The sequence below is a fragment of the Tenacibaculum dicentrarchi genome (assembly GCF_964036635.1).
Taxonomy (GTDB): domain Bacteria; phylum Bacteroidota; class Bacteroidia; order Flavobacteriales; family Flavobacteriaceae; genus Polaribacter; species Polaribacter dicentrarchi.
In genome coordinates this window covers 2,558,373-2,582,842 of record NZ_OZ038524.1, presented here as the reverse complement: position 1 = coordinate 2,582,842, position 24,470 = coordinate 2,558,373, and the positions used below count along the sequence as shown (strand labels likewise).

28 protein-coding genes are annotated in these 24,470 nt (G+C 30.6%); 8 read left to right on the top strand and 20 right to left on the bottom strand.

The features are described 5' to 3' along the window. Positions 1–21 precede the first annotated feature (21 nt). The 3 genes from ABNT14_RS11355 to ABNT14_RS11345 are packed head-to-tail and all read right to left on the bottom strand — an operon-like array spanning position 22 to position 2,293. A complete protein-coding gene (locus ABNT14_RS11355) occupies positions 22–906 on the bottom strand; it encodes an rRNA adenine N-6-methyltransferase family protein (RefSeq protein ID WP_101903308.1) in 885 nt (294 codons plus the stop codon). A gap of 33 nt (positions 907–939) precedes the next feature. Beyond that, positions 940–1,767 (bottom strand): tetratricopeptide repeat protein, encoded by an 828-nt coding sequence (locus ABNT14_RS11350; protein ID WP_101903307.1) that lies wholly within the window; start codon positions 1,765–1,767, stop codon positions 940–942. After that, positions 1,739–2,293, bottom strand: a complete 555-nt coding sequence (locus tag ABNT14_RS11345) for a hypothetical protein (RefSeq protein ID WP_101931408.1) — start codon at positions 2,291–2,293, stop codon at positions 1,739–1,741. The genes ABNT14_RS11350 and ABNT14_RS11345 overlap by 29 nt, the downstream gene beginning before the upstream one ends. Before the next feature lie 99 nt (positions 2,294–2,392). Here ABNT14_RS11345 and ABNT14_RS11340 point away from each other — a divergent pair, with 99 nt between their 5' ends. Beyond that, positions 2,393–3,166: a hypothetical protein gene (locus ABNT14_RS11340; protein WP_101903305.1), complete on the top strand. Its 774-nt coding sequence runs from the start codon at positions 2,393–2,395 to the stop codon at positions 3,164–3,166. Positions 3,167–3,454: 288 nt separating this feature from the next. Here ABNT14_RS11340 and ABNT14_RS11335 read toward each other — a convergent pair whose 3' ends face one another. The 6 genes from ABNT14_RS11335 to ABNT14_RS11310 all read right to left on the bottom strand — a co-directional run bounded on the left by ABNT14_RS11335 (position 3,455) and on the right by ABNT14_RS11310 (position 7,376). Further along, positions 3,455–3,649: a hypothetical protein gene (locus tag ABNT14_RS11335; protein ID WP_101931406.1), complete on the bottom strand. Its 195-nt coding sequence runs from the start codon at positions 3,647–3,649 to the stop codon at positions 3,455–3,457. A gap of 59 nt (positions 3,650–3,708) precedes the next feature. Next, entirely contained in the window at positions 3,709–4,428 is a 720-nt protein-coding gene (locus ABNT14_RS11330) for a DUF1266 domain-containing protein (RefSeq protein WP_101903304.1), read from the bottom strand. Between the two features lie 4 nt (positions 4,429–4,432). Beyond that, positions 4,433–4,690 carry a hypothetical protein gene (locus tag ABNT14_RS11325; RefSeq protein ID WP_101903303.1) on the bottom strand — a complete coding sequence of 86 codons (258 nt, stop codon included), beginning with the start codon at positions 4,688–4,690 and terminating at the stop codon, positions 4,433–4,435. Between the two features lie 175 nt (positions 4,691–4,865). Next, complete coding sequence (gene aspS / locus ABNT14_RS11320; RefSeq protein ID WP_101903302.1) at positions 4,866–6,620, bottom strand: aspartate--tRNA ligase; 1,755 nt, start codon at positions 6,618–6,620, stop codon at positions 4,866–4,868. A gap of 137 nt (positions 6,621–6,757) precedes the next feature. Next, positions 6,758–6,952, bottom strand: coding sequence for a helix-turn-helix transcriptional regulator (locus tag ABNT14_RS11315; RefSeq protein ID WP_101903404.1), 195 nt, complete (start codon positions 6,950–6,952; stop codon positions 6,758–6,760). Position 6,953: 1 nt separating this feature from the next. After that, on the bottom strand, positions 6,954–7,376 hold the full coding sequence (locus ABNT14_RS11310; RefSeq protein ID WP_101903301.1) for a hypothetical protein: 423 nt from the start codon (positions 7,374–7,376) through the stop codon (positions 6,954–6,956). Positions 7,377–7,560: 184 nt separating this feature from the next. On the opposite strand from ABNT14_RS11310, the gene ABNT14_RS11305 reads away from it, so the two are divergent. After that, positions 7,561–7,908 (top strand): HopJ type III effector protein, encoded by a 348-nt coding sequence (locus tag ABNT14_RS11305; protein WP_101903300.1) that lies wholly within the window; start codon positions 7,561–7,563, stop codon positions 7,906–7,908. 212 nt (positions 7,909–8,120) lie between these two features. Here the strand turns inward: ABNT14_RS11305 and ABNT14_RS11300 are convergent, their stop codons facing one another. Further along, the gene (locus ABNT14_RS11300) at positions 8,121–8,516 is read right to left on the bottom strand and encodes a hypothetical protein (RefSeq protein WP_101903299.1); all 396 of its coding nucleotides are present in this window, start codon (positions 8,514–8,516) and stop codon (positions 8,121–8,123) included. An 83-nt stretch (positions 8,517–8,599) separates the two neighbouring features. Then, positions 8,600–9,619 carry a phenylalanine--tRNA ligase subunit alpha gene (pheS, locus tag ABNT14_RS11295; protein WP_101903298.1) on the bottom strand — a complete coding sequence of 340 codons (1,020 nt, stop codon included), beginning with the start codon at positions 9,617–9,619 and terminating at the stop codon, positions 8,600–8,602. Positions 9,620–9,928: 309 nt separating this feature from the next. Between pheS and gdhA the strand changes: the two genes are divergently transcribed. Beyond that, positions 9,929–11,272: an NADP-specific glutamate dehydrogenase gene (gene gdhA, locus ABNT14_RS11290; protein WP_058885994.1), complete on the top strand. Its 1,344-nt coding sequence runs from the start codon at positions 9,929–9,931 to the stop codon at positions 11,270–11,272. 72 nt (positions 11,273–11,344) lie between these two features. Here gdhA and glmS read toward each other — a convergent pair whose 3' ends face one another. The 3 genes from glmS to ABNT14_RS11275 are packed head-to-tail and all read right to left on the bottom strand — an operon-like array spanning position 11,345 to position 15,619. After that, entirely contained in the window at positions 11,345–13,201 is a 1,857-nt protein-coding gene (gene glmS / locus ABNT14_RS11285) for a glutamine--fructose-6-phosphate transaminase (isomerizing) (protein ID WP_101903297.1), read from the bottom strand. A gap of 9 nt (positions 13,202–13,210) precedes the next feature. Continuing rightward, on the bottom strand, positions 13,211–14,791 hold the full coding sequence (locus tag ABNT14_RS11280; RefSeq protein ID WP_159459554.1) for a DUF4270 family protein: 1,581 nt from the start codon (positions 14,789–14,791) through the stop codon (positions 13,211–13,213). 9 nt (positions 14,792–14,800) lie between these two features. After that, complete coding sequence (locus ABNT14_RS11275; protein WP_101903295.1) at positions 14,801–15,619, bottom strand: glycogen/starch synthase; 819 nt, start codon at positions 15,617–15,619, stop codon at positions 14,801–14,803. 96 nt (positions 15,620–15,715) lie between these two features. On the opposite strand from ABNT14_RS11275, the gene panC reads away from it, so the two are divergent. The 4 genes from panC (at position 15,716) to radA (ending at position 19,526) form a co-directional block, all read left to right on the top strand. After that, entirely contained in the window at positions 15,716–16,561 is an 846-nt protein-coding gene (gene panC / locus ABNT14_RS11270) for a pantoate--beta-alanine ligase (RefSeq protein ID WP_101903294.1), read from the top strand. Positions 16,562–16,610: 49 nt separating this feature from the next. Then, complete coding sequence (gene panD / locus ABNT14_RS11265; RefSeq protein WP_101903293.1) at positions 16,611–16,961, top strand: aspartate 1-decarboxylase; 351 nt, start codon at positions 16,611–16,613, stop codon at positions 16,959–16,961. Between the two features lie 44 nt (positions 16,962–17,005). After that, positions 17,006–17,911 (top strand): lysylphosphatidylglycerol synthase transmembrane domain-containing protein, encoded by a 906-nt coding sequence (locus ABNT14_RS11260; protein ID WP_232121238.1) that lies wholly within the window; start codon positions 17,006–17,008, stop codon positions 17,909–17,911. A gap of 253 nt (positions 17,912–18,164) precedes the next feature. Next, on the top strand, positions 18,165–19,526 hold the full coding sequence (radA, locus tag ABNT14_RS11255) for a DNA repair protein RadA (protein WP_101903290.1): 1,362 nt from the start codon (positions 18,165–18,167) through the stop codon (positions 19,524–19,526). A 195-nt stretch (positions 19,527–19,721) separates the two neighbouring features. On the opposite strand, the gene arfB is transcribed toward radA, so the two are convergent. Genes arfB through ABNT14_RS11230 form a run of 5 tightly spaced genes read right to left on the bottom strand, consistent with a single transcriptional unit; the run spans position 19,722 to position 22,258 of the window. Then, positions 19,722–20,126, bottom strand: a complete 405-nt coding sequence (gene arfB, locus ABNT14_RS11250) for an alternative ribosome rescue aminoacyl-tRNA hydrolase ArfB (protein ID WP_101903289.1) — start codon at positions 20,124–20,126, stop codon at positions 19,722–19,724. Next, positions 20,104–20,724: an AAA family ATPase gene (locus ABNT14_RS11245; RefSeq protein ID WP_101903288.1), complete on the bottom strand. Its 621-nt coding sequence runs from the start codon at positions 20,722–20,724 to the stop codon at positions 20,104–20,106. Before ABNT14_RS11245 ends, arfB begins: the two co-directional genes overlap by 23 nt. Next, positions 20,685–21,329 (bottom strand): nicotinamide riboside transporter PnuC, encoded by a 645-nt coding sequence (gene pnuC / locus ABNT14_RS11240; protein ID WP_101903287.1) that lies wholly within the window; start codon positions 21,327–21,329, stop codon positions 20,685–20,687. The genes ABNT14_RS11245 and pnuC overlap by 40 nt, the downstream gene beginning before the upstream one ends. Continuing rightward, a complete protein-coding gene (locus tag ABNT14_RS11235) occupies positions 21,313–21,573 on the bottom strand; it encodes a hypothetical protein (RefSeq protein WP_101903286.1) in 261 nt (86 codons plus the stop codon). Before ABNT14_RS11235 ends, pnuC begins: the two co-directional genes overlap by 17 nt. Before the next feature lie 49 nt (positions 21,574–21,622). Further along, positions 21,623–22,258 (bottom strand): 4'-phosphopantetheinyl transferase family protein, encoded by a 636-nt coding sequence (locus ABNT14_RS11230; RefSeq protein ID WP_101903285.1) that lies wholly within the window; start codon positions 22,256–22,258, stop codon positions 21,623–21,625. Positions 22,259–22,321: 63 nt separating this feature from the next. Between ABNT14_RS11230 and ahcY the strand changes: the two genes are divergently transcribed. After that, positions 22,322–23,638: an adenosylhomocysteinase gene (ahcY, locus tag ABNT14_RS11225; RefSeq protein WP_101903284.1), complete on the top strand. Its 1,317-nt coding sequence runs from the start codon at positions 22,322–22,324 to the stop codon at positions 23,636–23,638. A gap of 88 nt (positions 23,639–23,726) precedes the next feature. Here the strand turns inward: ahcY and ABNT14_RS11220 are convergent, their stop codons facing one another. Next, positions 23,727–24,233 (bottom strand): ferritin, encoded by a 507-nt coding sequence (locus ABNT14_RS11220; RefSeq protein WP_101903283.1) that lies wholly within the window; start codon positions 24,231–24,233, stop codon positions 23,727–23,729. Positions 24,234–24,470 lie beyond the last annotated feature (237 nt).

The window sequence follows — 24,470 nt, the reverse complement described above, 5'->3', positions numbered from 1 at the left end:
TAAATAATGTTTACTCTAAAATTAAGAAAGCATACAGCTAATTTTATCAAGAGAATCGCCATATTTAAAACTAAAATCAATATGTATTAAATCACCTGCTTTAACATCTAAAGTATTGGTGGTTTTTAAAACGGTAGGAGGCATTAAACTATCTGTTCCTGTAAAATTAGCACCTTCTGTAACTTCTACATACGATTCTAAATACAAAGCATTAATTGTGCCCGAAAATAAAGCAGGAACTGAAAAACTTAAATTTACACCTTCTTTTTTCTCTTTTAACAATTCGATTTCATTAGCTAAAAATTGTTGCGATAAAAACATCGGCTGATGTCTTGTAAACATTACAGGATAATGGTGTACATTTTCATCTATTTCAGCCTCGCATAACCTTGCAAAGTTTACAATTCTATTTGGGAATAATTTACCATCAGGTTTTAAAAACTGACGCATATGCTGAAAAATTTGTACTTGAAATTCATTAGCACAATAAATACTCATTAATTCACCAATAATATGGTCAACTTTTTCGGGTAAATTGACGGTAAGTGCATCGGCATAAATAACTTCTACTTTATCTTTCCAATCGTATTTTTGAATTTCTTTGTTGATAAAAGGGATTAAATCAGGATTGTTTTCAATTAAATACGCCTTTTTAACATACGGCATATATAATTTTGTTAGCGGTAAAGTACCAACGCCAATTTCACAAACAACGGTATCTTTAAAGTTATTATGTAGCTCAAAAGCTTTTTTAAATGCGTTGACTCTTTGTGTATCAGTTTCCATTATTTTATAATAAATTTCAGGAAAACCAAAATGAGATTCATCAAAAGTTTGTGCTTTTAACAAGGCATATTTTAACGTATCGTAATTATCTATAATTTGATTGTGTAATTTATCATTCATTAATTTTGTAGCTTTTTAATTTTTTAAAGCATTTTATAAAGTGGCTTCTAACTCTTGATAATCGCCTAAATATAATTGTCTTAAAGCTTCTATATAAGGTCTTTTATTGTAGTAACCATCATTAAAATCTTTAAGAGCAGTAGTTAGCATTATTTTTGCTTCTTCGTTTTTTCCTTGTTTAGATAATATCAATGCTTTGTAATATTTAGCATCGGCACTAAAACCGTAAGAGTTTTTTATCATCTTATTAAAAGAAGCTTCAGCTTTAGCGTAATTTTTTAATTCAAGATAGGCAATTCCTTGGTATAAAAAAGCAGTAACATCAACAGAGTTTTCACTAAAATCTTCAATTTCTTTTTTTATATATTTATCAAAATAAAAGATAGCTTTCTTATAATTATTTAAACCTAAATAAGCAATACCACGCCAACAATCTACACTAAGTCCTTGAGGAGCATCAATAAAATTAGGTGTTAAAACATCACTCATATCAAAATCTGCAATTGCTTTTTTATAATCACGGTAAAACCACAAATACAAATAACCACGCCATGGAATTCTTTTAATAGAATCTAATTTTACAGCTTTGTTATATTGAGGTTTCCATTTATGAGGCATTCCTCTTTTTAAATGTGCAACAGATAATTCGTAAACAGCTGCCTCATAGGTTGAATCTATTGTTACGGCTTCAGCAATACCATTTTGAAATGGAGTAGAACCTTGCCTGAATTTGATAGCTTTTTCATATCTTTTTTCGGCAAGCATTCTTTTTTCTGATGCGTTTAAAACGGTTTCTTTTTCACAAGATACAACCATCAAAACAATGCTAATACTAAGGGATAATTTGAGTAACTTTTCCATTTTCTATTCTATAAGATACGTACATATAATAATTTTGAGGTTCGTTATTGTAAGGAATAATATTCCAACGAGCTGGTTTTGAGGTAAACTTAAAAAGCTCATTAACCATATTTGTATTTAAAGTCGCTTCTTTTAAGTCTAAATCCATTTGAATAGTTTCAAACCAACCTGCATTTCCTTCACAATTCACTAAAAATCGAAAATTTAAATAACCTGAATCAGTATAATTATTAGTGTTAAAATTGGCATTTAAAGCATCTCTAAACTGTTTTTTAGAGCCTTTATAGGCTTTTAAACTAGCTCCGCTATAAGTGTTGTAAATATCACCATCATTACATAATTGATATTTATTATTAAGTAAAGCTTTGTTTTGATCGATATAACCAATGTAGTTTTTATAGGGTTTGTTTTCGGTATTGTAGGCCTCTTTAAAATAGCAATATCCGTAGAGTAGTACTCCAGCAATCATCACAAATAGCGTTGTAATAATGATGATAGTAATTTTTATAATTTTCTTTTTTTTCATAGGATAAAAGTACTAAAAAATCTCTTAGTAAAATTAGCATAAAATACGCTTAATTTTAGTAAAAAGCTGTAATTTTAACCTTAAAACAAAACAAGAATAATGAAGTATTTTACCGTAATTTTTTTAGTAATAACAAGTGTTTTAACAGGGTGTAAAAATTCAGGAAAAGTAACAACTAAAAATCAAGAATCTACAACAGAAAAAGTTGCTGTAGAAAAAACCAATGAAACAATAGCAAGCTCTTCAAACACACACAAAGTGGTTGTAATTGAAAAAATACCTGCAGGAGGTTATGTTTACTTGAAAGTTTCAGAAAAAGAGAAACAATATTGGATTGCCGTTCCAGGAAAACAAGTAAAAATAGGTGCTACTTATTATTACGATGGAGGAATGGAAATGAGAAATTTTGAAAGTAAAATTTTAAAACGAACTTTTGACCGTGTTATTTTTGCACAGGGGATTCGAGAAAAAAATAATGAAGTAGGGAGCAAGCCTAAAAAAGAAACTAATAAGAAGGTAAATGCTGTTAAAAAAAAGAATACGACACCAAAATCGAAAGTAGGTATTATTGAAAAAGCAAGCAACGGAATACGAGTTGCCGATCTTTTTGAAAACCCAAAAGCGTATCAAAATAAACAGGTTATTATTAAAGGGAAAGCTGTAAAGGTAAATAATGGAATTATGGGTGTTAATTTCATCCATTTACAAGACGGAACAACAGGGAACGGGCAATATGATATTACCGTAACTAGCGATGAAATCGTAAAAATTGGCGATATTATTACGCTAAAAGGAACTGTTATTTTGAATAAAGATTTCGGAGCAGGCTATGTTTTTGATGTTCTTATCGAAAAGGCGGTTGTTTTAAAATAGTTCTTTAAAAAAAAGTATCTAAACTGAACTGAAATCCCTTTTAAAAATATGTTTTTAAAAGGGATTTTAATTTTATATATCTTTAATTAAAAATAATTAGCAGGAAAAAAAAGTTCGAACGGACTATCTTTTTTAACTTCTAAACACGTTTTTGTGTATTTAATAAACAGCTTTTAGTTTAAAATAAAGGGAAAAAAAGTTCCTTTAAAAAAAGAATAACTTATTTCTATCAAAAATAGTACAACAACGATTGTTAAAGTAAATTTTACACTTTTTTTCGCACCTAATTTATTTGGTTTTTTCTTCAATTTTTATAGTTTTATTGATAAATAGTAATACTACCGATGCAATAAGAAGTATTGAAGCGCTTATAAAAATCCAAGTGCTTTTTGATTCAATATTGAAAGTAGCAAAGTCAAAATTTAAAATAGTTAAAAACATAGCCAATATAGTCATTACTAATGATAGCTTTCTTTTAGTCATGTTATAATCGATTTAATTATAAGGTATTTCACAATAATTTTTAATGCTATAAGTTGTTATTATTTGTACGGAAATCTTGAATAAACAGTTAAAAATTCTTTTTCTCCAAGTAAATTTTTACCACTTAAAAGCTGTTCAGATTCTATAATTACATCGTCTAAATCAAAACCTTGCATTGTTCTTCCTAATAAAAATGAAATGGTATAATCTTTCCAATTTGAACCTAAATTTTGTGCTGTATTAACTGCTTGATTAATAAAGCCCCAACATTCTTCTTCTGTTAAATAATCACACCAAAAACACCATTTTGCTAAGGATACTGCTCTACAAATATCCCAAGAAAAAGTTGATTTTACTTGCTGTATTTCTCCTAGTTCTAATTTTAAGCCTTTTGCTATTTTCTTTGCTATCTTGGTTAAATCTTCCGAAGGATTTGATAGATATTTATCAAATTCTTGACTTCTTTCAAGTGAAATTAAAGTACTAATTGTTTGAATAGCTTCTTCTTTAGTTGATATTTCCCAAGAGTCTCTTAATCCGTTTTTATAGGTGTCAATTGAATCTTTAGGTTTAATTTCTAAGATATCTTCACCTCTGTGGTAAGAAAGTATTGCTCCAAAGACTAAGGCATTTTTTTCGTTTTTGTTTAAAGGTTTAAGATTATTAAATTTTTCTAATTGTTTTTTCTTTCTTTTACTAGCGTAAGTAATTACAAAAATTATATATATGGTAAAAATGATTGCAATTCCTCCTATTATGTAGTATGTATTTTGATTCATATTATTATAATTTATTTCTTAATTGTTGTATTCCTGAAATTAATGCAAAAAGCCCTAAGCCTTCAAAAATTGCAAGAATTGCGTATTTCCCACCAAAATCATAGACTATTTGAAATATTTTTTTCATTCTTACGGGTAATCCAGCTTCTTCTGTGGTTTTCATATCAAAAAAGAAATATATTCCTCCAATAATTAAAACGATACCAACAATAAATACCCAGAATTTGTTTTGTTTCTCTAATACATTTTCAATTTTTTCCATATTTTTTTATCTTATTTTAAATACGAATATAATTAATCTAAATAAATTTTATTGATTTTAAAATGTTAATTTCGATTAAGTTAGATAAATAATATTAGCCCAATCCCAACAACAAAAAAATCCCGCACTAAAAGCACGAGATTTTATAATATTTTAAAAAATAGATTACTCAGTATTATTCTTTCAAGTTTAATTTAATGCTTAATTCTGATAATTGTGCATCATTTAAAGCAGCAGGAGCATCAATCATTACATCACGCCCAGAGTTGTTTTTAGGGAAAGCGATAAAATCACGAATTGTTTCTTGTCCGCCTAAAATAGCAACCAATCTATCTAATCCGAAAGCCAAACCTCCGTGTGGTGGTGCACCATATTCAAAAGCATCCATTAAGAAACCGAATTGCTCTTTTGCTTCATCTTCGGTAAATCCTAAATGTTTAAACATGATTGCTTGTGTTTCTTTGTCATGAATTCTGATAGAACCTCCACCGATTTCATTTCCGTTTAACACTAAATCGTAAGCGTTTGCTTTAACTGCTCCAGGATTTGTATCTAACAATTCTAATTGCCCAGGTTTTGGCGATGTAAACGGGTGGTGCATTGCGTGATAATGCCCTGTTTCTTCGTCTAATTCTAATAATGGGAAATCAATAACCCATAACGGAGCAAATACTTTAGGGTCTCTTAAACCTAAGCGTTCTGCTAACTCCATTCTTAAAGCAGATAATTGAGCTCTTACTTTATTTGTATCTCCAGATAAAACACAGACTAAATCACCAGCTTTTGCGCCTGTAATTTTTGCCCATTTCGCTAAATCTTCTTGATCGTAGAATTTATCTACAGAAGATTTGAATGTTCCATCTTCGTTTACACGAGCATAAATCATTCCTAAAGCGCCAACTTGAGGACGTTTTACCCACTTAATAATATTGTCTATTTCTTTTCTTGTGAATTTATTTCCTCCAGGAACAGCGAAACCAACCACTAATTCAGCACTATTAAAAACGCCAAAATCTTTGTGTTGTGTTACTTCGTTTAATTCGCCAAATTCCATTCCAAAACGGATATCAGGTTTATCATTTCCGTATAAACGCATTGCGTCATCATATAACATTCTAGGGAATTTATCAACTTCAACATTGTTGATTTCCTTTAATAAATGACGTGTTAATCCTTCAAAAATATTTAAAATATCTTCTTGCTCAACAAAAGCCATTTCACAGTCAATTTGTGTAAATTCTGGCTGACGGTCGGCACGTAAATCTTCATCTCTAAAACACTTTACAATTTGAAAGTATTTATCCATTCCACCAACCATTAATAATTGTTTGAAGGTTTGAGGCGATTGTGGTAAGGCATAAAATTGCCCTGCATTCATTCGAGAAGGCACTAAGAAATCACGTGCTCCTTCAGGAGTTGACTTGATTAAATAAGGCGTTTCAACATCAATAAATCCTTCATCTGTTAAATATTTACGTACTTCCATAGATACTTTTGAACGGAAAATCAAACTATCTTTTACAGGATTACGACGAATATCTAAATAACGATATTTCATTCTGATATCTTCACCACCATCTGTTTCATCTTCAATAGTAAAAGGCGGTGTTTTTGCTTGGTTTAAAATTTCTAATTTAGAAACCAATACTTCAACTTCACCAGTAGCGATGTTTTTATTTTTAGATTCTCTTTCAATAACAGTACCTGTAACTTGAATTACAAATTCACGACCTAATGTTTTTGCTTGTTCCATTAAATCACTAGAAGTACGTTCTTCGTCAAAAATTAGTTGTGTAATTCCGTAACGATCGCGTAAATCGACCCAAATCATAAAACCTTTATCACGTGATTTTTGTACCCAACCAGCAAGGGTTACTTCCGTATTAATATGCGAGGCAGTTAATTCGCCACAAGTATGCGTTCTGTACATTTTTAGAATTTTAGATATGCAAAATTACGCAATTATAAATATATTTTATCTAAGTTTTTTAACTTAAGATTATTAGCAATTTTTCTATAAGGTAAATGATAATTATGAGAATAATTTGTATCATAATTGTATTTTTTTTACTGATCAATATCAAATAAATATTCTACGGTAACATTAAATAAGCGTGCCATTTTAATTGCCAATGTTACTGACGGATTAAATTTTTGGGCTTCAATTGCGTAAATAGTTTGCCTTGAAACCCCTAATTTTTCAGCCAAAGCACCTTGGGTTAAATTATGCCTTGCACGTTCTACTTTTAGTAAGTTTTTCATGTTAAAATTGTCTTTTTTTAATCCCAAAAATGAGTAAATAAATCCATGAGTAAACGCTAATAAAACTGTCTATATTAACAGTGAAATTATTAGAAATACAATAAAGTAACAGGGATGCCGATAATACAATTAATGCTGTTATCTGATAAGATTCTAACCTTAGTTTATTGATATAGTCATCTTCTATTTTTTCTTTGGATACTATATAAATAATCATCCCAATTAAAGAGAACATTCCAAATAAATGAATCAAATTATCGCCAAAATACTCTCGAAAGGTAAATACTCCTGTATTTTGAAGAGATTGATATGGTTTTCCTGTAAATCCTTCTATAAAATTGTCTCTTCCTTCTATAAAAGAACCGATTACAAAAACGGTTAAACCTATTTTTTTACACCAATTAGGTAAAATTTGCGTGTTCATTTTTTTTTTATCAAATGTAAATAAAACTTTACATTATTAAATTAAAACTTTACTTTTTTTCTATTGATGCGATACTGAACTAAATTCAGTATGACGAGAATCTAGTTTTTATTTAGTTTTTTATCCTTTGAAATTGTTTTTTTGTAGTGCTATTTTATCAAAATAATAATTAAAATATATACTTATGACCTTACAAGAATTTAAAAACAAACTAAAAAATACGCCTAAAGAATTAGATTTTTCTGAAACAATTAATATTATTGAAGATAACTATAATTTTACGCCATCGGCATTTAAAAATGGCGATTTACAAAATACTAGCACCCAAAATTTAGGTTCGTGTAAAGTACTTTCATTTGCTATTAAACAGCAATTAACCAAAGAAGAAACCTTGGCTTGTTTTGCACAATATTATTTTATTGATGTTTTAGAAAATCCAACAGCAACCGACCATCAGAATATTAGAAATTTTATCAAAACAGGTTTCGAAGGACTTTCTTTTGAAAATGAAACTTTAAGCGAAAAAGTATAATTTTCAAATATAAATAATCAAAATTAGTAACAATGCCTAGCCCTGATTGAAGCATTTGTTTGAGCTCTTTTTTTGATTTTTCTTCAAAAAAAAGCGAGTGCGGAAAGCAGGAAATTGCTTCAAAAAAAAAAGTGGCTTGTAATAATGTTACAAGCCACGTTTAGGTATTTTCGTTGAATTAAGTATCAAAAAAAAGCTATTTGAAAATGAAATTATTTACAAACTACGCCTTCTTTATTTAAAAGGTCGATATGTCTGAAAAACCCTTTTTGAATTGTTCCTTCTTGAAAGATAAATGTTTTATCGTGTAAAATATTATTTTCGAAAAAAGTAACCTGAAATTGATTGTCTAAAGCAAATAATTCTGGTTGCATTATTTCAAATTTAGAAAATGATTTCGCTTTTAAAAGATCTATTTTTCTTCGGAATAAAGAGGTTTTTTTAGTTTCAGAAAATCCTTGTGATACAATAACAACCATTTCTAAATCTACGTCTTTTTTGTTGATAATATAAACGCTCCATTGTTCTAAATTATCCTGTGGATTTTTTTCTAAAGTGATGGCAATTTCTACATCAGTAACTCCTGGTATTTTTATGTCTTTTCTCATGTAATAGGTGTTAAAAGCAAAAAGTTGAAAAGCAGAATTGATTCTTTACTTTTCAACTTTTTGTATTTAATAGTAACTTTTATTTATATAACTGATTTAAATTGCTCTAAGAAACGTTTGTCGTTTTCGTAAAACATTCTAATATCAGGAATTTGATATAATAACATTGCGATACGTTCAATTCCCATTCCGAAAGCGTATCCAGAATATTTAGTAGGATCAATATTAGCGTTTTTCAATACATTAGGATCTACCATTCCGCAGCCCATAATTTCTAACCAACCTGTTCCTTTTGTAATTCTGTAATCGGTTTCAGTTTCTAATCCCCAGTAAATATCTACTTCGGCACTTGGCTCTGTAAATGGGAAATAAGAAGGTCTTAAACGGATTTTAGACTTCCCAAACATCTCTTTGGTAAAGTATAATAAAGTTTGCTTTAAATCGGCAAAAGATACATCAGTATCAATATACAAACCTTCTACTTGATGAAAAATACAGTGTGCTCTGGCAGAAATATCTTCATTTCTAAAAACACGACCTGGCGAAATAGTTCTAATAGGAGGCGTGTTATTTTCCATATATCGAACTTGTACCGATGAAGTATGTGTTCTTAATAAGGTATCAGGATTTTTGTCGATAAAAAAAGTATCCTGCATATCGCGTGCTGGGTGGTATTCAGGCAAGTTTAATGCAGTAAAGTTATGCCAATCATCTTCAATTTCTGGCCCTTCAGAAACGGTAAATCCAATTCTGTTAAAAACCTCAATAATCTGATTTTTCACCAATGAAATTGGATGACGAGAACCTAAGTTAATCGGTTCTGACGGACGGGTTAAATCGCCATAAAAACTTTTATGCTCAAAAGTGCTATCTAAATTATCATTTAATTCGGCAACTTTTTGTTCTGCAGATTTTTTTAAAGTGTTTAATGCCTGCCCAAAATCTTTACGCATTGCTGGATCAACATTTTTAAATTCAGCAAATAAATCTTTCAATAACCCCTTACTTCCTAAGTATTTTATTCTGAAATCTTCTACTTCTTGTTTTGAAGTTGCTTGAAAAACATTTACATCACCAATCAATTCTTTTACTTTGTCTAACATCTTATCTGTCCAAAATTTGACTGCAAATTTAATATTTTTATATCAAAATACATAATAACTGTCATTAACTATCTTAATTAAAAAGTAGTGAATAAATAAGAAGCTTAGTAACTTGGTAATAATGACTATAAAAAAAAATTAGTGATTATTTTTTTCGTTGTAATTTGCTTTTATGATTGAAAATCATAAATAAATATTAAAACAGTTAATTTTTGATGATTTTAAATTTAACAGATTGTAAATTAATTATATTTGCCTAAAGGAATTTGTTAATCAGAATTACAACACATAAATAACACAAACTAGATTATGGAATCTAAAATAAATGATTTTATGAATTACGTTAACGAACGTAATTCTAACGAGCCAGAATTTTTACAAGCTGTTCACGAAGTAGCAGAAACTGTAATTCCATTTATTGAAAACAATCCTAAGTATCAAGGGAAGAAATTGTTAGAAAGAATGGTTGAACCAGAAAGAACTTTAATGTTTAGAGTTGCTTGGGTTGATGACAAAGGAGAAACGCAAGTAAACAGAGGGTACAGAGTAGAGTTTAACTCGGCTATCGGACCTTACAAAGGTGGTTTACGTTTTCACCCGTCTGTAAACTTATCAATCTTAAAATTCTTAGGATTCGAACAAGTATTCAAAAACTCTTTAACTACTTTACCAATGGGTGGAGGAAAAGGAGGTTCTGATTTTAATCCAAAAGGAAAATCTGATAGAGAAGTTATGGCTTTTTGTCAGGCTTTTATGTCGGAATTATTCCGTCATATTGGAGCTAATACTGATGTTCCTGCGGGAGATATTGGTGTTGGAGGAAGAGAAATCGGGTTTATGTTCGGTCAATATAAAAAATTACGTAACGAATTTGTTGGAGTTTTAACTGGTAAAGGTGCCTCTTGGGGTGGATCTTTAATACGCCCAGAAGCAACAGGTTACGGTGATGTTTATTTTGCTCAAAACATGTTAAAAGTAAAAGGAGATTCTTTTGAAGGAAAAACTGTTGTGGTTTCAGGTTCAGGGAATGTTGCACAATACGCTACTGAAAAAGCTACTGAATTAGGAGCTAAAGTAGTTACTTTATCAGATTCTTCAGGATATATTTATGATGCTGATGGAATCGATGCTGAGAAATTAGCACACGTTATGGAAATTAAAAATGTTCGTAGAGCTAGAATTAGCGAATATGTAACGAAATATCCTAACGCAAAATTCTTTAAAGGCGAAAGACCTTGGAGCGTTAAATGTGATGTAGCTTTACCATGTGCAACTCAAAATGAGTTAAACGGTGAAGAGGCAAAAACATTAGTTGCAAATGGAGTTATTTGTGTTGCAGAAGGAGCAAACATGCCTTCGACACCAGAAGCTGTTGAGGTTTTCCAAAACGCAAAAATCTTATTTGCACCAGGAAAAGCATCTAATGCAGGTGGAGTAGCAACTTCAGGATTAGAAATGAGCCAAAACTCATTACGTTACAACTGGACAAGAGAAGAGGTAGATGCAAAATTAAAACAAATTATGAACGATATTCACGCATCTTGTGTTGAGTATGGTACTCAAGCTGATGGTTTTGTAGATTACGTAAAAGGAGCAAATGTTGCTGGTTTCGTAAAAGTTGCCGATGCAATGTTAGATCAAGGAGTTGTATAATAATTCCCTATTATAATAATTAAAAGCACGCTATTTATAGCGTGCTTTTTTTAATTTTAAAATAATAACAGTTTATTCAACAGTTACAGATTTCGCTAAATTTCTAGGCTGATCTACATTTTTATCTAGTAATACCGCAATATGATACGATAATAATTGAAAAGGAATTGTTGTTAATAATGGCGTAAAAGCTTCTTCAGTATCAGGAATTTCAATTACATGATCTGCAATTTCTTTTACTGTAGTATCGCCTTGTGTTACAATAGCGATAATTTTACCACTTCTCGATTTTATCTCTTGAATATTACTTACTACTTTTTCGTAGTGTCCTTTATTAGTAGCAATTACAAAAAGAGGCATATCTTCATCGATTAAAGCAATAGGTCCGTGTTTCATTTCGGCAGCAGGATATCCTTCTGCATGAATATATGAAATTTCTTTAAGCTTTAAAGCACCTTCTAAGGCCACAGGGAAATTAAATCCTCTACCTAAATACAAGCAGTTTTTAGCATCTTTATAAACCTTTGCAATTTCTTTAATTTGTGCATCTGCTTTTAATAAAGTTTCTATTTGCGTAGGAATTTGTTGCAAGGTTTGTAAATAGGTATTTACAGCAGATTTAGATAGTGTCCCTTTTACTTGTGCAATCTTTAAAGCAATTAATGATAAAACGGTTATTTGCGTAGTAAATGCCTTGGTTGATGCAACTCCAATTTCAGGACCAGCATGTGTGTAAGCCCCTGCGTGAGTTTCTCTAGCAATAGATGAACCTACTACATTACAAATACCAAATACAAATGCCCCTTTTGATTTAGCTAACTTAATAGCAGCTAAAGTATCGGCAGTTTCTCCTGATTGAGAAATAGCAATAACAACATCATTTTCATTAATAATTGGGTTTCGATATCTAAATTCAGAAGCATATTCTACTTCAACAGGAATACGAGCCATATCTTCAAAAAGATATTCACCAACTAAACCAGCATGCCAAGAAGTACCACAAGCAACAATAATAATTCTGTTTGCATTGGTAAATTTTGATAAATTATCATCAATACCGGCCATACGAATAATGCCTTTATCGGCTAACATTCGTCCTCTGTAAGTATCAATAATAGCTTTTGGTTGTTCATAAATTTCTTTTAACATGAAATGCTCATAACCACCTTTTTCAATTTGCTCTAAGCTTAACTGAAGTTCTTGAACGGTAGCGTCAATTTCTTTGTCATTTTCAATTTGATGAACTTTGATTCCTTTATTTTTTTTGATGATAGCTAATTCACCATCTTCTAAATAAATAGCATCTTTAGTATATTCAATAAAAGGAGAAGCATCCGAAGCTATAAAAAATTCTTCGTTATTTTTTCCAACACCAATAGCAATAGGGCTTCCTAGACGAGCAACAACTAGTTCATTTGGTTTCTTTTTATCAAAAACAGCAATTGCATAAGCACCAATAACATTTGTAAGTGCTAATTGAACAGCTTTTCCTAATTTACATTTTTCATTTTTTTTAACCTCTTCAATGAGGTTAATTAATACCTCTGTATCGGTATCACTTTTAAAAGTGTATCCTCTTGATGTTAATTCTTTTTTTATGGTATCATAATTTTCAATAATTCCATTATGAACAATCACTAAGTTTCCAGATTGAGAAATATGAGGATGTGAATTTACATCGTTTGGTACTCCATGAGTAGCCCAGCGTGTATGTCCAATTCCTATGTTTCCTTTCTTTCGTTTTTCGTCTTTATTTGTAATGTTTTCTAGGTCAGCAACTTTTCCTTTTGTTTTTGTTAAATGGATTGTTTTACCATCGTACATCATAATTCCTGAACTATCATAACCTCGATATTCTAGACGTTTTAATCCATTAATAACAATAGGATAAGCCTCTCTGTGCCCTATATAACCTGTTATTCCACACATAGCAATGTTTTATTTTTCTTTTGAATATGATATTTTTAATACGGTTCTTTTTGCTCCATTAGCCGCTTTGTTTCCATTTAATAAGGTAACACCTCTTGGGTTCCAGTTATAGGTTTTAACATTTACATCAGGTACTTTATTTTTAAAAGCATTATCTGTAGGGTTGTTGTAAACCTTTAAAATTAAAGGGTCAATACTGCCATTACCTTCTAATAAATTAGTAATATAATCTGTTATTCTGAAAGAATATTTTTCAGGTTTATCATCTTCCGATATTTCTAGATTACCACCAAAAAAAGCTACTTCTTTATAAGCGTCTGTTAATTGTATTGCTTGAACACCTTCTATTCCTTTGTCTATATTTTGATAAACAAATAACTTTTGAGGAACTGTTTTTTTATCGGTATTAATATTTTGATTTACATGAAAAGTTAATGAAGCATCATTAATTAGTAAATTATTAGCTCTTAACTCCTCAAGTTTTGTTGTATTTAATAGCGTGATTTTAGCCATTGAACCTGCAGTTCCTTGAATTACAAAATTATTAGAAGGTACAGGTATTTTTGCCTCAGACATTATATATTTACTATTTTTAATACCTGATAAAGCAAAAGAATACTCTTCATTTTCGCTACTTTCAACTTTACCTTCTTTTAAAATAGATTTCGAATACTGAAATGTTAAAGAAGCATCATTGGTTAAATTTAAAGGAATTAAAGCACCCTGATTACCAGAAGCCATAATTTTTAATCCTTTAAAATAAATATCAAAAGCTTGTTTAGAAGCAAAATTAGTGCCTTCAAATTTATCCCAAAATAAGGTTTTCATCTTAGCAAGATTTAAAGGAATTGCTAAAAAAGGTACTGCTGCTGATTTACTTGATTTTTTAACTTTAACCTCCTCTAAATATGTTTTAGAAGTGTCCATTCTATCTATTCTTTGATAGTTAAAAACAGTATCTTTTTTTGTATCGATAATAAAGGTAAAATTAGGATCTTCGTTTAATAAATTATCACCTAAATATTCAGCATTTGATAAATAAGTATTTCTTTTACCAGGGTTGTCTTGTGTAGGATTATCACTCTTTAAAAATGTTTCATTTTGAAATACTTTTAAAGAAGTCGGTTCTGTTAAGTTCCCTAAAAACGAATCAAGTTCAAAACTAGTTCCTTGTTTCGATGTTGTTTTAGCAGTTGTTTTGTAAGGTATTTTTAAAATAACTTTATCTAAGTTATAAATAGTGTCTGTACCAGAAACGGCTTTGTTTTTTAGCCCTGATACGTATGCTAATTGACTAATAACAGATGCTTCAATTCCTTTATAATTTTCATTATTTTTAGAAACACCTAGCCAATATTCATTTAAAGAACCAAGACTAATATTATCTGCTCTAACAGCTTTATAAGCATCATTTGTATTGGTATTTGCGATGTCAATTTTTTCAATTTTAACATCTAACAATAGTTCACCAGTTTCAAATTTTGAGTTATTAATAACATTACCTCCTAGGTCACTAAAATCTTTTTCACACGATATTGTGGTTGCTAAACATAGCAAGCTAAAACCTAAAACACCAATTTTTTTTATCATTTGCATTGTTTATTCGCTTAATTCTAAAACATTTTCTTTGTAGAAATCTAAATATGCTTCGGCTAAAGTTTCTTCTGATTGAAATTCTAAAACTTTTGTGCTTTTTTCTGCAATAAAAGCATTTATTTCATCAGGTAAAACTTCACTACCTTTTACAATAGCATCTGAATTTTCAATAGCACTTTTTAAAATATTGATTTGATTAGGAGTTGCAATTGTTGCAATTTTAGATTCCTCAATTTTATCAAATCTAATTTTATTTGCCAATTCAGTATTTAATTCACCTTCAAAATTATTTTCATAAATTGAAGTTACAATTTTACTTTCTGTAAACAATGGTTCTTCTTTATAAAATTCTCTTAAATATAATGGAAGTAAAGATGCCATCCATCCGTGAATATGAATCACATCAGGTGCCCAGTTTAATTTTTTAACAGTTTCGACAACTCCCTTTGCAAAGAAAATCATACGTTCGTCATTATCATCAAACATTTTGTCATCTTCATCAGAATATACAGCTTTACGCTTAAAATACTCTTCATTGTCAATGAAATATACCTGCATTCTTTCTTTAGGGATTGAAGCAACTTTAATAATTAGTGGCATATCCATGTCATTAATTATTAAATTCATTCCAGACAAACGAATAACTTCATGTAATTGATGCCTTCGTTCGTTAATTACGCCAAAACGAGGCATGAAAATACGGGTTTGAACTCCTTTAGAATGTGCATTTTTAGCAACATTGAATGCAGTAGACGATAATTCTGTTTCAGGTAAATAAGGTATTACCTCCGATGAAACATATAATATTCTCTTATCCTTCATTAAATCTGTCTCTTTTATTAAAGAAGCAAAAATACGAAAATTTATGCTATAATGATGTTAAATTGCTAATTTTGCACCTTTTCCAACTATAAGACCATGAAAATTTATAAAACCAAATCAGCATTGAAAGAATATTTAGCAAGCCTTAAAAAGGCTGATAAATCAATCGGGTTTGTCCCTACTATGGGCGCTTTGCATCAAGGACATTTATCGCTGATAAAAAAATCAAAACAGCATAATGCTATTACGGTAGTGAGTATTTTTGTAAATCCTACGCAGTTTGATAATCAAGAAGATTTGGTAAATTATCCAAAAACCATTGACCAAGATATTGCCCTTTTAGAAACTGTAAACTGTGAGGTATTATTTTTGCCATCAGTAGCCGAAATTTATGATGAAAAAATAATAGCAGAAAATTTTAATTTTGATGGATTAGAGCATCAAATGGAAGGGAAATTTCGTGACGGACATTTTGATGGTGTAGGAACTATTGTAAAATCATTATTTGAAATAGTAACACCAAACATGGCTTATTTTGGTAAAAAAGACTTCCAACAATTGCAAATTATCAAAAAATTGGTTAAAAAACACAAAATTCCTGTAAAAGTAAAAGGCTGTGCTATTTTTAGGGAAGAAGATGGTTTGGCAATGAGTTCTCGTAATAGCCGTTTATCGGAAGAATACAGAGAAGTTGCACCTTTTATTTATAGAACACTAAAAAAAGCTAAGAAAAAATTTGGCATAAAAAGTGCAGATAAAGTAACAAAATGGGTGGTTAAAAAGTTTAAAAAACATCCGTTATTACGCTTAGAATATTTTACTATTGCATCCGAAGAAACCCTAAAAACTGTTAAAATAAAAGTCGAAAACGAAAAATACCGTGCCTTTATTGCTGTTTTTGCAGGCGATATCCGATTGATAGATAATATTCGATTAAAATAAAATTAATCAAAAAACAATACATTAATCATTAAAAAACTATTTTTGCAGTATGTTAGTACAAGTAGTAAAATCTAAAATCCACCGCGTAAAAGTTACGGGTGCCGATTTAAATTATATAGGAAGCATTACCATTGATGAAGATTTAATGGATGCTGCAGGAATTATAGAAGGGGAACGTGTTCAAATTGTGAATAACAATAATGGAGAACGTTTAGAAACATACGCTATTCCAGGACCAAGAGGAAGTGGTGAAATTACATTAAACGGAGCTGCTGCAAGAAAAGTAGCTAAAGGTGATGTATTAATTCTAATCGTGTATGCGTTTATGGAATTAGAAGAAGCTAAGAAATTTAAACCTTCTTTAGTTTTTCCTAATGAAGCAGATAATACCCTTACGTAATTTTGAATTTCAAAAAAATCTTAAAAATCATATTACCGCTCATTTTGGGCGGTTTTTTAGTTTGGTATTCTGTTTCTAAAATTTCATTAAATGTTTTAGTTCAATATTTTAAAGACGCCAATTACAGTTGGATAGCCTTGGGCTTATTTTTTGGAATTTTAAGCCATTTATCAAGAGCCTACAGATGGAAATTTCTGTTAGAACCAATGGGTTATAAACCCGATTTTGGTAATAGTACATTAGCTGTTTTGGTTGGTTATTTAGTTAATTTAGCATTACCAAGAGCAGGCGAAGTTTCACGAGCAGCTGTGCTAGCAAACTACGAAGATATTCCTTTTGAAAAAGGATTTGGAACCATTGTAGCCGAAAGAATTGCTGATGTAATTATGATGTTAAGCATCATTGCAATCACCCTTTTTTTACAGTTCGATTTTATTTATAACCTGCTTACTAAAAATTTTGACCCGCTAAGAATCGTCATTATTTTAAGTGTTTTAGCATTTGTTTTTTACGCCATAACCCGTTATGTAAAAAAAGCAAAATCAGGGATTGGTTTAAAAATTAAAACTTTTATTTCAGGCTTAGTCGAAGGCGTAACAAGTATTTTTAAAATGAAACACAAGTGGGCTTTTATATTCCACACCGTTTTTATTTGGGTAATGTACGTGTGCATGTTTTGGGCAACAATCCCTTCAATAAACGGCTTAGAAGTTCCGTTAGGCGGCGTTTTAATTGGTTTTATTGCAGGCGCATTTAGCATCGCAGCCACCAATGGAGGCATCGGTTTATACCCAATTGCCGTGGCAGGAGCAATGGCATTATTTGGAGTATCGGCAGAACCCGCAACCGCTTTCGGTTGGATTATGTGGACGTCACAAACCGCTATGATTATCATTTTCGGAGGCTTGGCATTTCTATTTTTACCACTTTATAATAAAAGCAAGAAATAACAATATTTTTTTGGGCGTTACCTTGCAGGTCGCGCTTTCATTACTCGCTTTTTTTATTTTTTTAAAAAGAAAAAATAAAAAAGAGCTCAAACATGCCATTCAATCGCTAACGCAGTTTCCGAGTAAAATTTTTACATTAAAATTAAACAAGCTTTTAAAAAACAACGATTCATATTTAACGATTAGTTTGTAACTTTGAATCTTACTTATAATAGTACGAATTAAGATTTTAAAAAACTTCAAATTACTTCCAATGGCAAAAATAAAAACAACATTTTCCTGTCAAAGCTGTGGCGCACAACATTCAAAATGGGCTGGGCAGTGCAACACTTGTAAAGAATGGAATACCATTGTTGAAGAAGTAATTCAAAAAGAAGAAAAAAGAAGCTGGAAGACTCCTGAAAATGTAGGGAAAATAGTTTCGAAACCCTTAAAAGTACAAGATATTGAGTTAAATTCTGAAGAACGTATTGCTACTAAAAACACCGAATTAGACACCGTTTTAGGCGGAGGAATTGTAAAAGGAGCTGTTGTTTTATTAGGAGGAGAACCAGGAATTGGAAAATCAACATTATTGTTACAAATAGCATTAAATATTCCTCAAAAAGTACTGTATGTTTCAGGAGAGGAAAGTCAATCGCAAATAAAAATGCGTGCCGAACGCTTAGAAGCAAGCAATTCAAACTGTTTAATTTTAACAGAAACCAACACCCAAAAAATATTTAAAAATATTGCTGAAGTAGTACCAGATGTATTGGTTATCGATTCTATTCAAACCCTACATACCGATACCATTGAAGCATCACCAGGAAGTGTTTCTCAAATTCGAGAAACCTCGGCAGAGCTTATAAAATTTGCAAAAGAAACAGGAACACCAGTTTTATTAATCGGGCATATTAATAAAGACGGACATATCGCAGGACCTAAAATTTTAGAACACATGGTTGATGTTGTTTTACAATTTGAAGGCGATAGAAATCATACGTATAGAATTTTACGCTCTCAAAAAAACCGATTTGGTTCCACTGCCGAGTTAGGAATTTACGAAATGCTATCTACAGGATTGCGAGAAGTATCAAATCCATCAGAAATATTAATATCTAAAAAAGATGCCGATTTAAGCGGAACCGCAATTGCTTCAACTCTAGAGGGAATCCGTCCGCTAATGATTGAAATTCAAGCTTTGGTAAGCACCGCAGTTTATGGAGTTCCACAGCGTTCTACCACAGGATATAATTTAAAAAGATTACACATGATTTTGGCTGTTTTAGAAAAACGAGCAGGTTTTAAATTAGGCGCAAAAGATGTGTTTTTAAATGTTACTGGAGGAATCCGTGTCGATGATCCCGCAATTGATTTAGCCGTTGTTGCTGCAATTATTTCTTCCAATCAAGACATGGCAATAAACCCGAATGTGTGTTTTGCTGCCGAAGTTGGTTTATCAGGAGAAATAAGACCTGTTTCAAGAATCGACCAACGTATTTTAGAAGCCGAAAAATTAGGGTATAAAACTTTAGTCGCATCAAAATATAACAAAATATCTTCAAAAAATCACTCTATAAAATTGCTTTTAGTCGGTAAAATTGAAGAAGCTTTTGCAACGTTGTTTGCTTAAAAATAAGGTTTTATGATAAGAACCTGTTTAAATTTCATCTAAAAAACATTTTAGCTAAAAAATCGAATATGTCAAACTGAATTTATTTCAGTTTCACATCCTGATTTGCCGTGACTCTTCACTTTATGCGATTCTGAAATAAATTCAGAATGACGATAATTTGGTTTTTATTTAATTTTTAAAAAGACTTTAAAACTACTCTAAATTCGGTTTTTTTCGGAGCGATTTTTTTAACTTTTGTCGTTTTTTATTTTCGTGTTTTCTTAGTACCGAATTTCGGCTAGGTTTGGTTGCACGTCTTATTTTGGGTCTTTTTAAACCGTCTTTGATAAGTGCTAAAAAACGTTTAATCGCCAATTCTTTATTTCTGTGTTGCGAGCGAGTTTCATCAGAAAAAAGTATTAAAATCTGTTCTTTTGTTAGGCGAGAAGCGAGTTTTGTGCAAAGTATTTCTTTTTGATTTTCTGATAATTGATTAGACTTAGCTACATCAAAAGAAAGTTCAATTTTAGAAGATACTTTATTTACATGTTGCCCGCCTGCACCAGAACTTCTAGTGGCTTTAAAATGTAATTCTTTAATCAGTTCGGGAATATTCATCGTTTAAAAGAGTAGAAAAAGAATATAAATCTTTTTTATTAGCAAGTAAATTATCAATTATTTCAACGGCTTTTTTAAGACGGGTTTCTTTATCGCCTTTTAACAAAACATACGGACGCTTATATTTGATCAAGGTATTTTCAAAAGCTTTAAACATTTCTAAACGTTCGCCAGGTTTATCACGCAAATCGTCAGCTTCCCAAGGAGTATCAATATAGGTTAAAAAATAAATGTCGTAGGTGTTTTTAATGGCTGCTTCATCTAAATTAGCATCTACAAAACCACCATAATATTCTTCTGAATATACTTTTGTTTCAAGTAAATCGGTATCGCAAATTAATACTTTATCGGCTTTTTTTGATAATTCATTTTCCAACTTAATTTGACCTTCGGCAATGGGAATAATGTCTTTTTGTTCGCAAATTTTACGCTCATTATTCCATTTATCTTGCAAATATTCACGGGCAAATTCGGGTGTCCAAACAGTATTGTAATGTCGTGCTAATTGCCCTGAAAGTGTGGTTTTTCCAGTAGATTCTGGTCCGAATAAAACAACTTTTACAAGATTGCTTTTTTGTTGTTTAAGTCTTTTTTCCATGCTAAATAACCGCTAACGGCAATAAAAGTAAATATTAAATATTGAAAAGAGGTAAAGGTAAATCCTTTGTAAAAATAAAGGGGGACAGAAATAATATCGCCAATAATCCAATAAATCCAATTTTCGATTTTTCGCTTTGCCATCAGCCACATTCCTACAAAGAAAATTGCGGTCGTAAAAGTATCGACATAAGCAGTCCAATTGTTCCATTTATCAAAATAAGTATAAACCGCATACACGAAAATTAACGTTGCTAAAAAGATAAAAACACTGGTTTTTTTTTCTACTGATGTTGTTTTTGAAATCGGGTTTATTGGTGAATTATCCACAGTTCTCGTCCAAAGATACCAGCCGTAAATACTCATTATAAAATAATAGGCGTTAATCATCATATCACCTAATAATTGCCATTTTAAAAGTAAATAGACAAAAATAAGTGTACTAATCATTCCTGTTGGAAATACCCAAATTTTATTCTTTTTAGAATACCAAACTGATAAAAAACCAAAAATAACAGCAATAATTTCAAGCCAAATATCTAAAGCATCATAACTTTGATATTGACTAAAAAGAAAATCAAAAACAGTATTAAAAACTTGGCTCATATTTGCTACGGTCAGATTTTACAATTTTTAACAAAATTATTCCGCTGTCTATTAATTCGAAAGCATCTTTTATTTCCGAAGTTAATAATTTCATTACGGTATCATAATCGCCATAAACTTGCGTGCTTAAAGGGTTTTCAAGAATTGTTAAACCTGAAGTTCTTAATTTTTTGATGAAATTTATAATCGGTGCTTCAAATTCATTTTGAAGTGGCATTAAAGTAAGTTCTACGGATATTTTCATGTGTTTTTGATATATTATTATAATAAAAATTTAAAAAAACAAAGATACTTTAAATAGCATAAACACAGGTAAAGCCTTCGGTTTCTAAGAAATAAATTTGATATTCATCAGTAATTCCTTCGTATAAAATTTTCCCTGTGGTTTTGTTATTTTCGTTGCTTTCAAACGAGAAATCATCAATATAAATATTTTTTAAAAAGTGTAATTTCTTTTTTCCGTAAATTTTATATAAACTTTCTTTTGCCCCCCAAACAATGGTTAATTTACTCACCAAAGCACTATGATTCGCAATAGATTTATAGGCTTCAATAGGCGTAAATTTAGGGGCTATTTTAACGATTTTATCACGCTGTTTTTCAATGTCAATTCCAACAGGTTTATCATCAGAAATAATAATAGCCGAAAAAATAAAGGAATGTGTTATCGAAATAAATTTGCCATCTTTTAAATGTGGCTTTCCAAATTCATCATAAATTAAATCATCATCAGTATAGCCTGCTTTTTTTAATAACTGACGAACACTCAAAAAACCTTTACGATGCAAGTCTGATTTCATGCTGTTAAGCCTGTTAATACTTCGTTTATTAAGGGTAATATTTTCCGATAATTCATCAAAAGATTCTTCAATCTTCCAAATCAATACGTTAGTGTTTGAATTTATGGTTATTGTTTTGTGAACAGGCATAAGTTAAAAAGTTATTTCGTAATTTTGCTCTATAAAAATTTAGATACATAAATATACATAAATATGAGCACAAAAACCGCTGCATACGTTCCTTTTAAGGTAAAAGATATTTCTTTAGCCGATTGGGGAAGAAAAGAAATTAAATTGGCAGAAGCTGAAATGCCAGGATTAATGAGTTTACGTGAAGAATATAAAAACGAACAACCATTAAAAGGCGCAAGAATTGCAGGGTGTTTACACATGACTATTCAAACTGCGGTTTTAATTGAAACGTTACAAGCTTTAGGTGCTGAGGTAACTTGGAGTTCTTGTAATATTTTTTCTACACAAGACCAAGCTGCTGCTGCAATTGCTGCTGCTGGAACACCTGTGTATGCTTGGAAAGATATGACAGAAGAAGAATTTGACTGGTGTATTGAGCAAACATTATTTTTTGGTGAAGATAAAAAACCATTAAACTTAATTTTAGATGATGGAGGTGATTTAACCAACATGGTTTTGGATAGATACCCTGAATTAGCTGCAGGAATCAATGGTTTATCTGAAGAAACAACTACAGGAGTTCACCGTTTATACGATAGAGTAAAAGCAGGAACGTTACCAATGCCAGCAATTAACGTAAACGATTCTGTAACAAAATCGAAATTTGATAACAAATACGGATGTAAAGAATCGGCAGTTGATGCAATTCGTCGTGCAACCGATATTATGTTAGCAGGAAAACGTGTAACCGTTTGTGGTTATGGTGATGTTGGTAAAGGTACAGCCGCTTCTTTTAAAGGTGCTGGTTCTATTGTTACTGTTACTGAAATTGACCCAATTTGTGCGTTACAAGCTGCAATGGATGGTTTTGAAGTTAAAAAATTAGAAACTGTTATAGCAAATTCTGATATTGTTATTACCACTACTGGAAATAAAGATATTATTCAAGGTCATCATTTTGAGGCTATGAAAGATAAAGTTATCGTTTGTAATATTGGTCACTTCGATAATGAAATTGACATGGCTTGGTTAAACGAAAACCACGGAAATACAAAAGATACTATTAAGCCTCAGGTTGATAAATATAATATTAACGGAAACGATATTATTATTTTAGCAGAAGGACGTTTAGTAAACTTAGGATGTGCAACAGGTCACCCAAGTTTTGTAATGAGTAATTCATTTACAAACCAAACGTTAGCACAAATCGAACTTTGGAATAATAAAGAATCATATACAAACGATGTGTATATGTTACCAAAACATTTAGATGAAAAAGTAGCAAAATTACACTTGGCTAAAATAGGTGTAGAGCTTACTGAATTACGTGAAGACCAAGCATCTTATATTGGTGTAACTGTTCAAGGACCATTTAAACCAGAGCACTACAGATACTAATATATAGTATTTAATAGTTTTAAAATTAGAAAAGGTTGCTATGAAAATAGCAACCTTTTTATGTAATATATTTTTATAAGACTGTTTTTTAAGCAGTAGGAATACGCTCGTCAATCATTTTTAAAGGCATATCACCCATTAAATTTATCATATCTAAAATATCTCTTACTTTTTCTTCTTCTTCAGCTTGTTCGGTAATAAACCATTGTAAAAATATTTCTGAAGTAAAATCACTTACTTTTCTAGCAGTTTTAAATGTGTGATGAATAGCGTTAGTTACTTCAATTTCAGCATCTAAAGAAGCTTCAAAAACAGCTTGCAGACTTTCATATTCATGCGTAATTTCTGATACCGTAGGAGATTGTGCATTTCCACCGTTATCATTAATAAACTTAAATATTTTCATCATATGAGTTCTTTCTTCTTCTGCCTGATTATAGAAATAAGTAGCACTATTTCTAAGTTCTCTTTGGTCGCACCATGATGCCATAGCTAAATATTTTGAAGAAGCTTGTTGCTCCATCATTACTTGATTATTTAGTAAATCTACAACTTCTAGATTCAAAATTATATCTCTTCTTACTGAAATTTCCATAGTGGTTTTTTAATTTATTAGGTACTATAAAGATACTTAATAAAGCATTTCAAAAAGCCTTCTCAGCTTAATTTAAAAGTAATCTTAGTAAATATGAAGTTTGTGTGTGTTTATTATTTAAAAGCTGATAATAAAGCTTTTTTTAGTTTTAATATTTGAGGCACATCCAGTAACAATACATGTTTATTATCAGCTACAAAAATTAGTATAAAATTATCTGTATCTATTATATTCTCT

Bases quoted from the DNA above. Each gene is read 5' to 3' on its own strand.
- ABNT14_RS11355 (WP_101903308.1), bottom strand. From the start codon at position 906: ATGAATGATAAATTACACAATCAAATTATAGATAATTACGATACGTTA.
- ABNT14_RS11350 (WP_101903307.1), bottom strand. From the start codon at position 1,767: ATGGAAAAGTTACTCAAATTATCCCTTAGTATTAGCATTGTTTTGATG.
- ABNT14_RS11345 (WP_101931408.1), bottom strand. From the start codon at position 2,293: ATGAAAAAAAAGAAAATTATAAAAATTACTATCATCATTATTACAACG.
- ABNT14_RS11340 (WP_101903305.1), top strand. From the start codon at position 2,393: ATGAAGTATTTTACCGTAATTTTTTTAGTAATAACAAGTGTTTTAACA.
- ABNT14_RS11335 (WP_101931406.1), bottom strand. From the start codon at position 3,649: ATGACTAAAAGAAAGCTATCATTAGTAATGACTATATTGGCTATGTTT.
- ABNT14_RS11330 (WP_101903304.1), bottom strand. From the start codon at position 4,428: ATGAATCAAAATACATACTACATAATAGGAGGAATTGCAATCATTTTT.
- ABNT14_RS11325 (WP_101903303.1), bottom strand. From the start codon at position 4,690: ATGGAAAAAATTGAAAATGTATTAGAGAAACAAAACAAATTCTGGGTA.
- aspS (WP_101903302.1), bottom strand. From the start codon at position 6,620: ATGTACAGAACGCATACTTGTGGCGAATTAACTGCCTCGCATATTAAT.
- ABNT14_RS11315 (WP_101903404.1), bottom strand. From the start codon at position 6,952: ATGAAAAACTTACTAAAAGTAGAACGTGCAAGGCATAATTTAACCCAA.
- ABNT14_RS11310 (WP_101903301.1), bottom strand. From the start codon at position 7,376: ATGAACACGCAAATTTTACCTAATTGGTGTAAAAAAATAGGTTTAACC.
- ABNT14_RS11305 (WP_101903300.1), top strand. From the start codon at position 7,561: ATGACCTTACAAGAATTTAAAAACAAACTAAAAAATACGCCTAAAGAA.
- ABNT14_RS11300 (WP_101903299.1), bottom strand. From the start codon at position 8,516: ATGAGAAAAGACATAAAAATACCAGGAGTTACTGATGTAGAAATTGCC.
- pheS (WP_101903298.1), bottom strand. From the start codon at position 9,619: ATGTTAGACAAAGTAAAAGAATTGATTGGTGATGTAAATGTTTTTCAA.
- gdhA (WP_058885994.1), top strand. From the start codon at position 9,929: ATGGAATCTAAAATAAATGATTTTATGAATTACGTTAACGAACGTAAT.
- glmS (WP_101903297.1), bottom strand. From the start codon at position 13,201: ATGTGTGGAATAACAGGTTATATAGGGCACAGAGAGGCTTATCCTATT.
- ABNT14_RS11280 (WP_159459554.1), bottom strand. From the start codon at position 14,791: ATGATAAAAAAAATTGGTGTTTTAGGTTTTAGCTTGCTATGTTTAGCA.
- ABNT14_RS11275 (WP_101903295.1), bottom strand. From the start codon at position 15,619: ATGAAGGATAAGAGAATATTATATGTTTCATCGGAGGTAATACCTTAT.
- panC (WP_101903294.1), top strand. From the start codon at position 15,716: ATGAAAATTTATAAAACCAAATCAGCATTGAAAGAATATTTAGCAAGC.
- panD (WP_101903293.1), top strand. From the start codon at position 16,611: ATGTTAGTACAAGTAGTAAAATCTAAAATCCACCGCGTAAAAGTTACG.
- radA (WP_101903290.1), top strand. From the start codon at position 18,165: ATGGCAAAAATAAAAACAACATTTTCCTGTCAAAGCTGTGGCGCACAA.
- arfB (WP_101903289.1), bottom strand. From the start codon at position 20,126: ATGAATATTCCCGAACTGATTAAAGAATTACATTTTAAAGCCACTAGA.
- ABNT14_RS11245 (WP_101903288.1), bottom strand. From the start codon at position 20,724: ATGGAAAAAAGACTTAAACAACAAAAAAGCAATCTTGTAAAAGTTGTT.
- pnuC (WP_101903287.1), bottom strand. From the start codon at position 21,329: ATGAGCCAAGTTTTTAATACTGTTTTTGATTTTCTTTTTAGTCAATAT.
- ABNT14_RS11235 (WP_101903286.1), bottom strand. From the start codon at position 21,573: ATGAAAATATCCGTAGAACTTACTTTAATGCCACTTCAAAATGAATTT.
- ABNT14_RS11230 (WP_101903285.1), bottom strand. From the start codon at position 22,258: ATGCCTGTTCACAAAACAATAACCATAAATTCAAACACTAACGTATTG.
- ahcY (WP_101903284.1), top strand. From the start codon at position 22,322: ATGAGCACAAAAACCGCTGCATACGTTCCTTTTAAGGTAAAAGATATT.
- ABNT14_RS11220 (WP_101903283.1), bottom strand. From the start codon at position 24,233: ATGGAAATTTCAGTAAGAAGAGATATAATTTTGAATCTAGAAGTTGTA.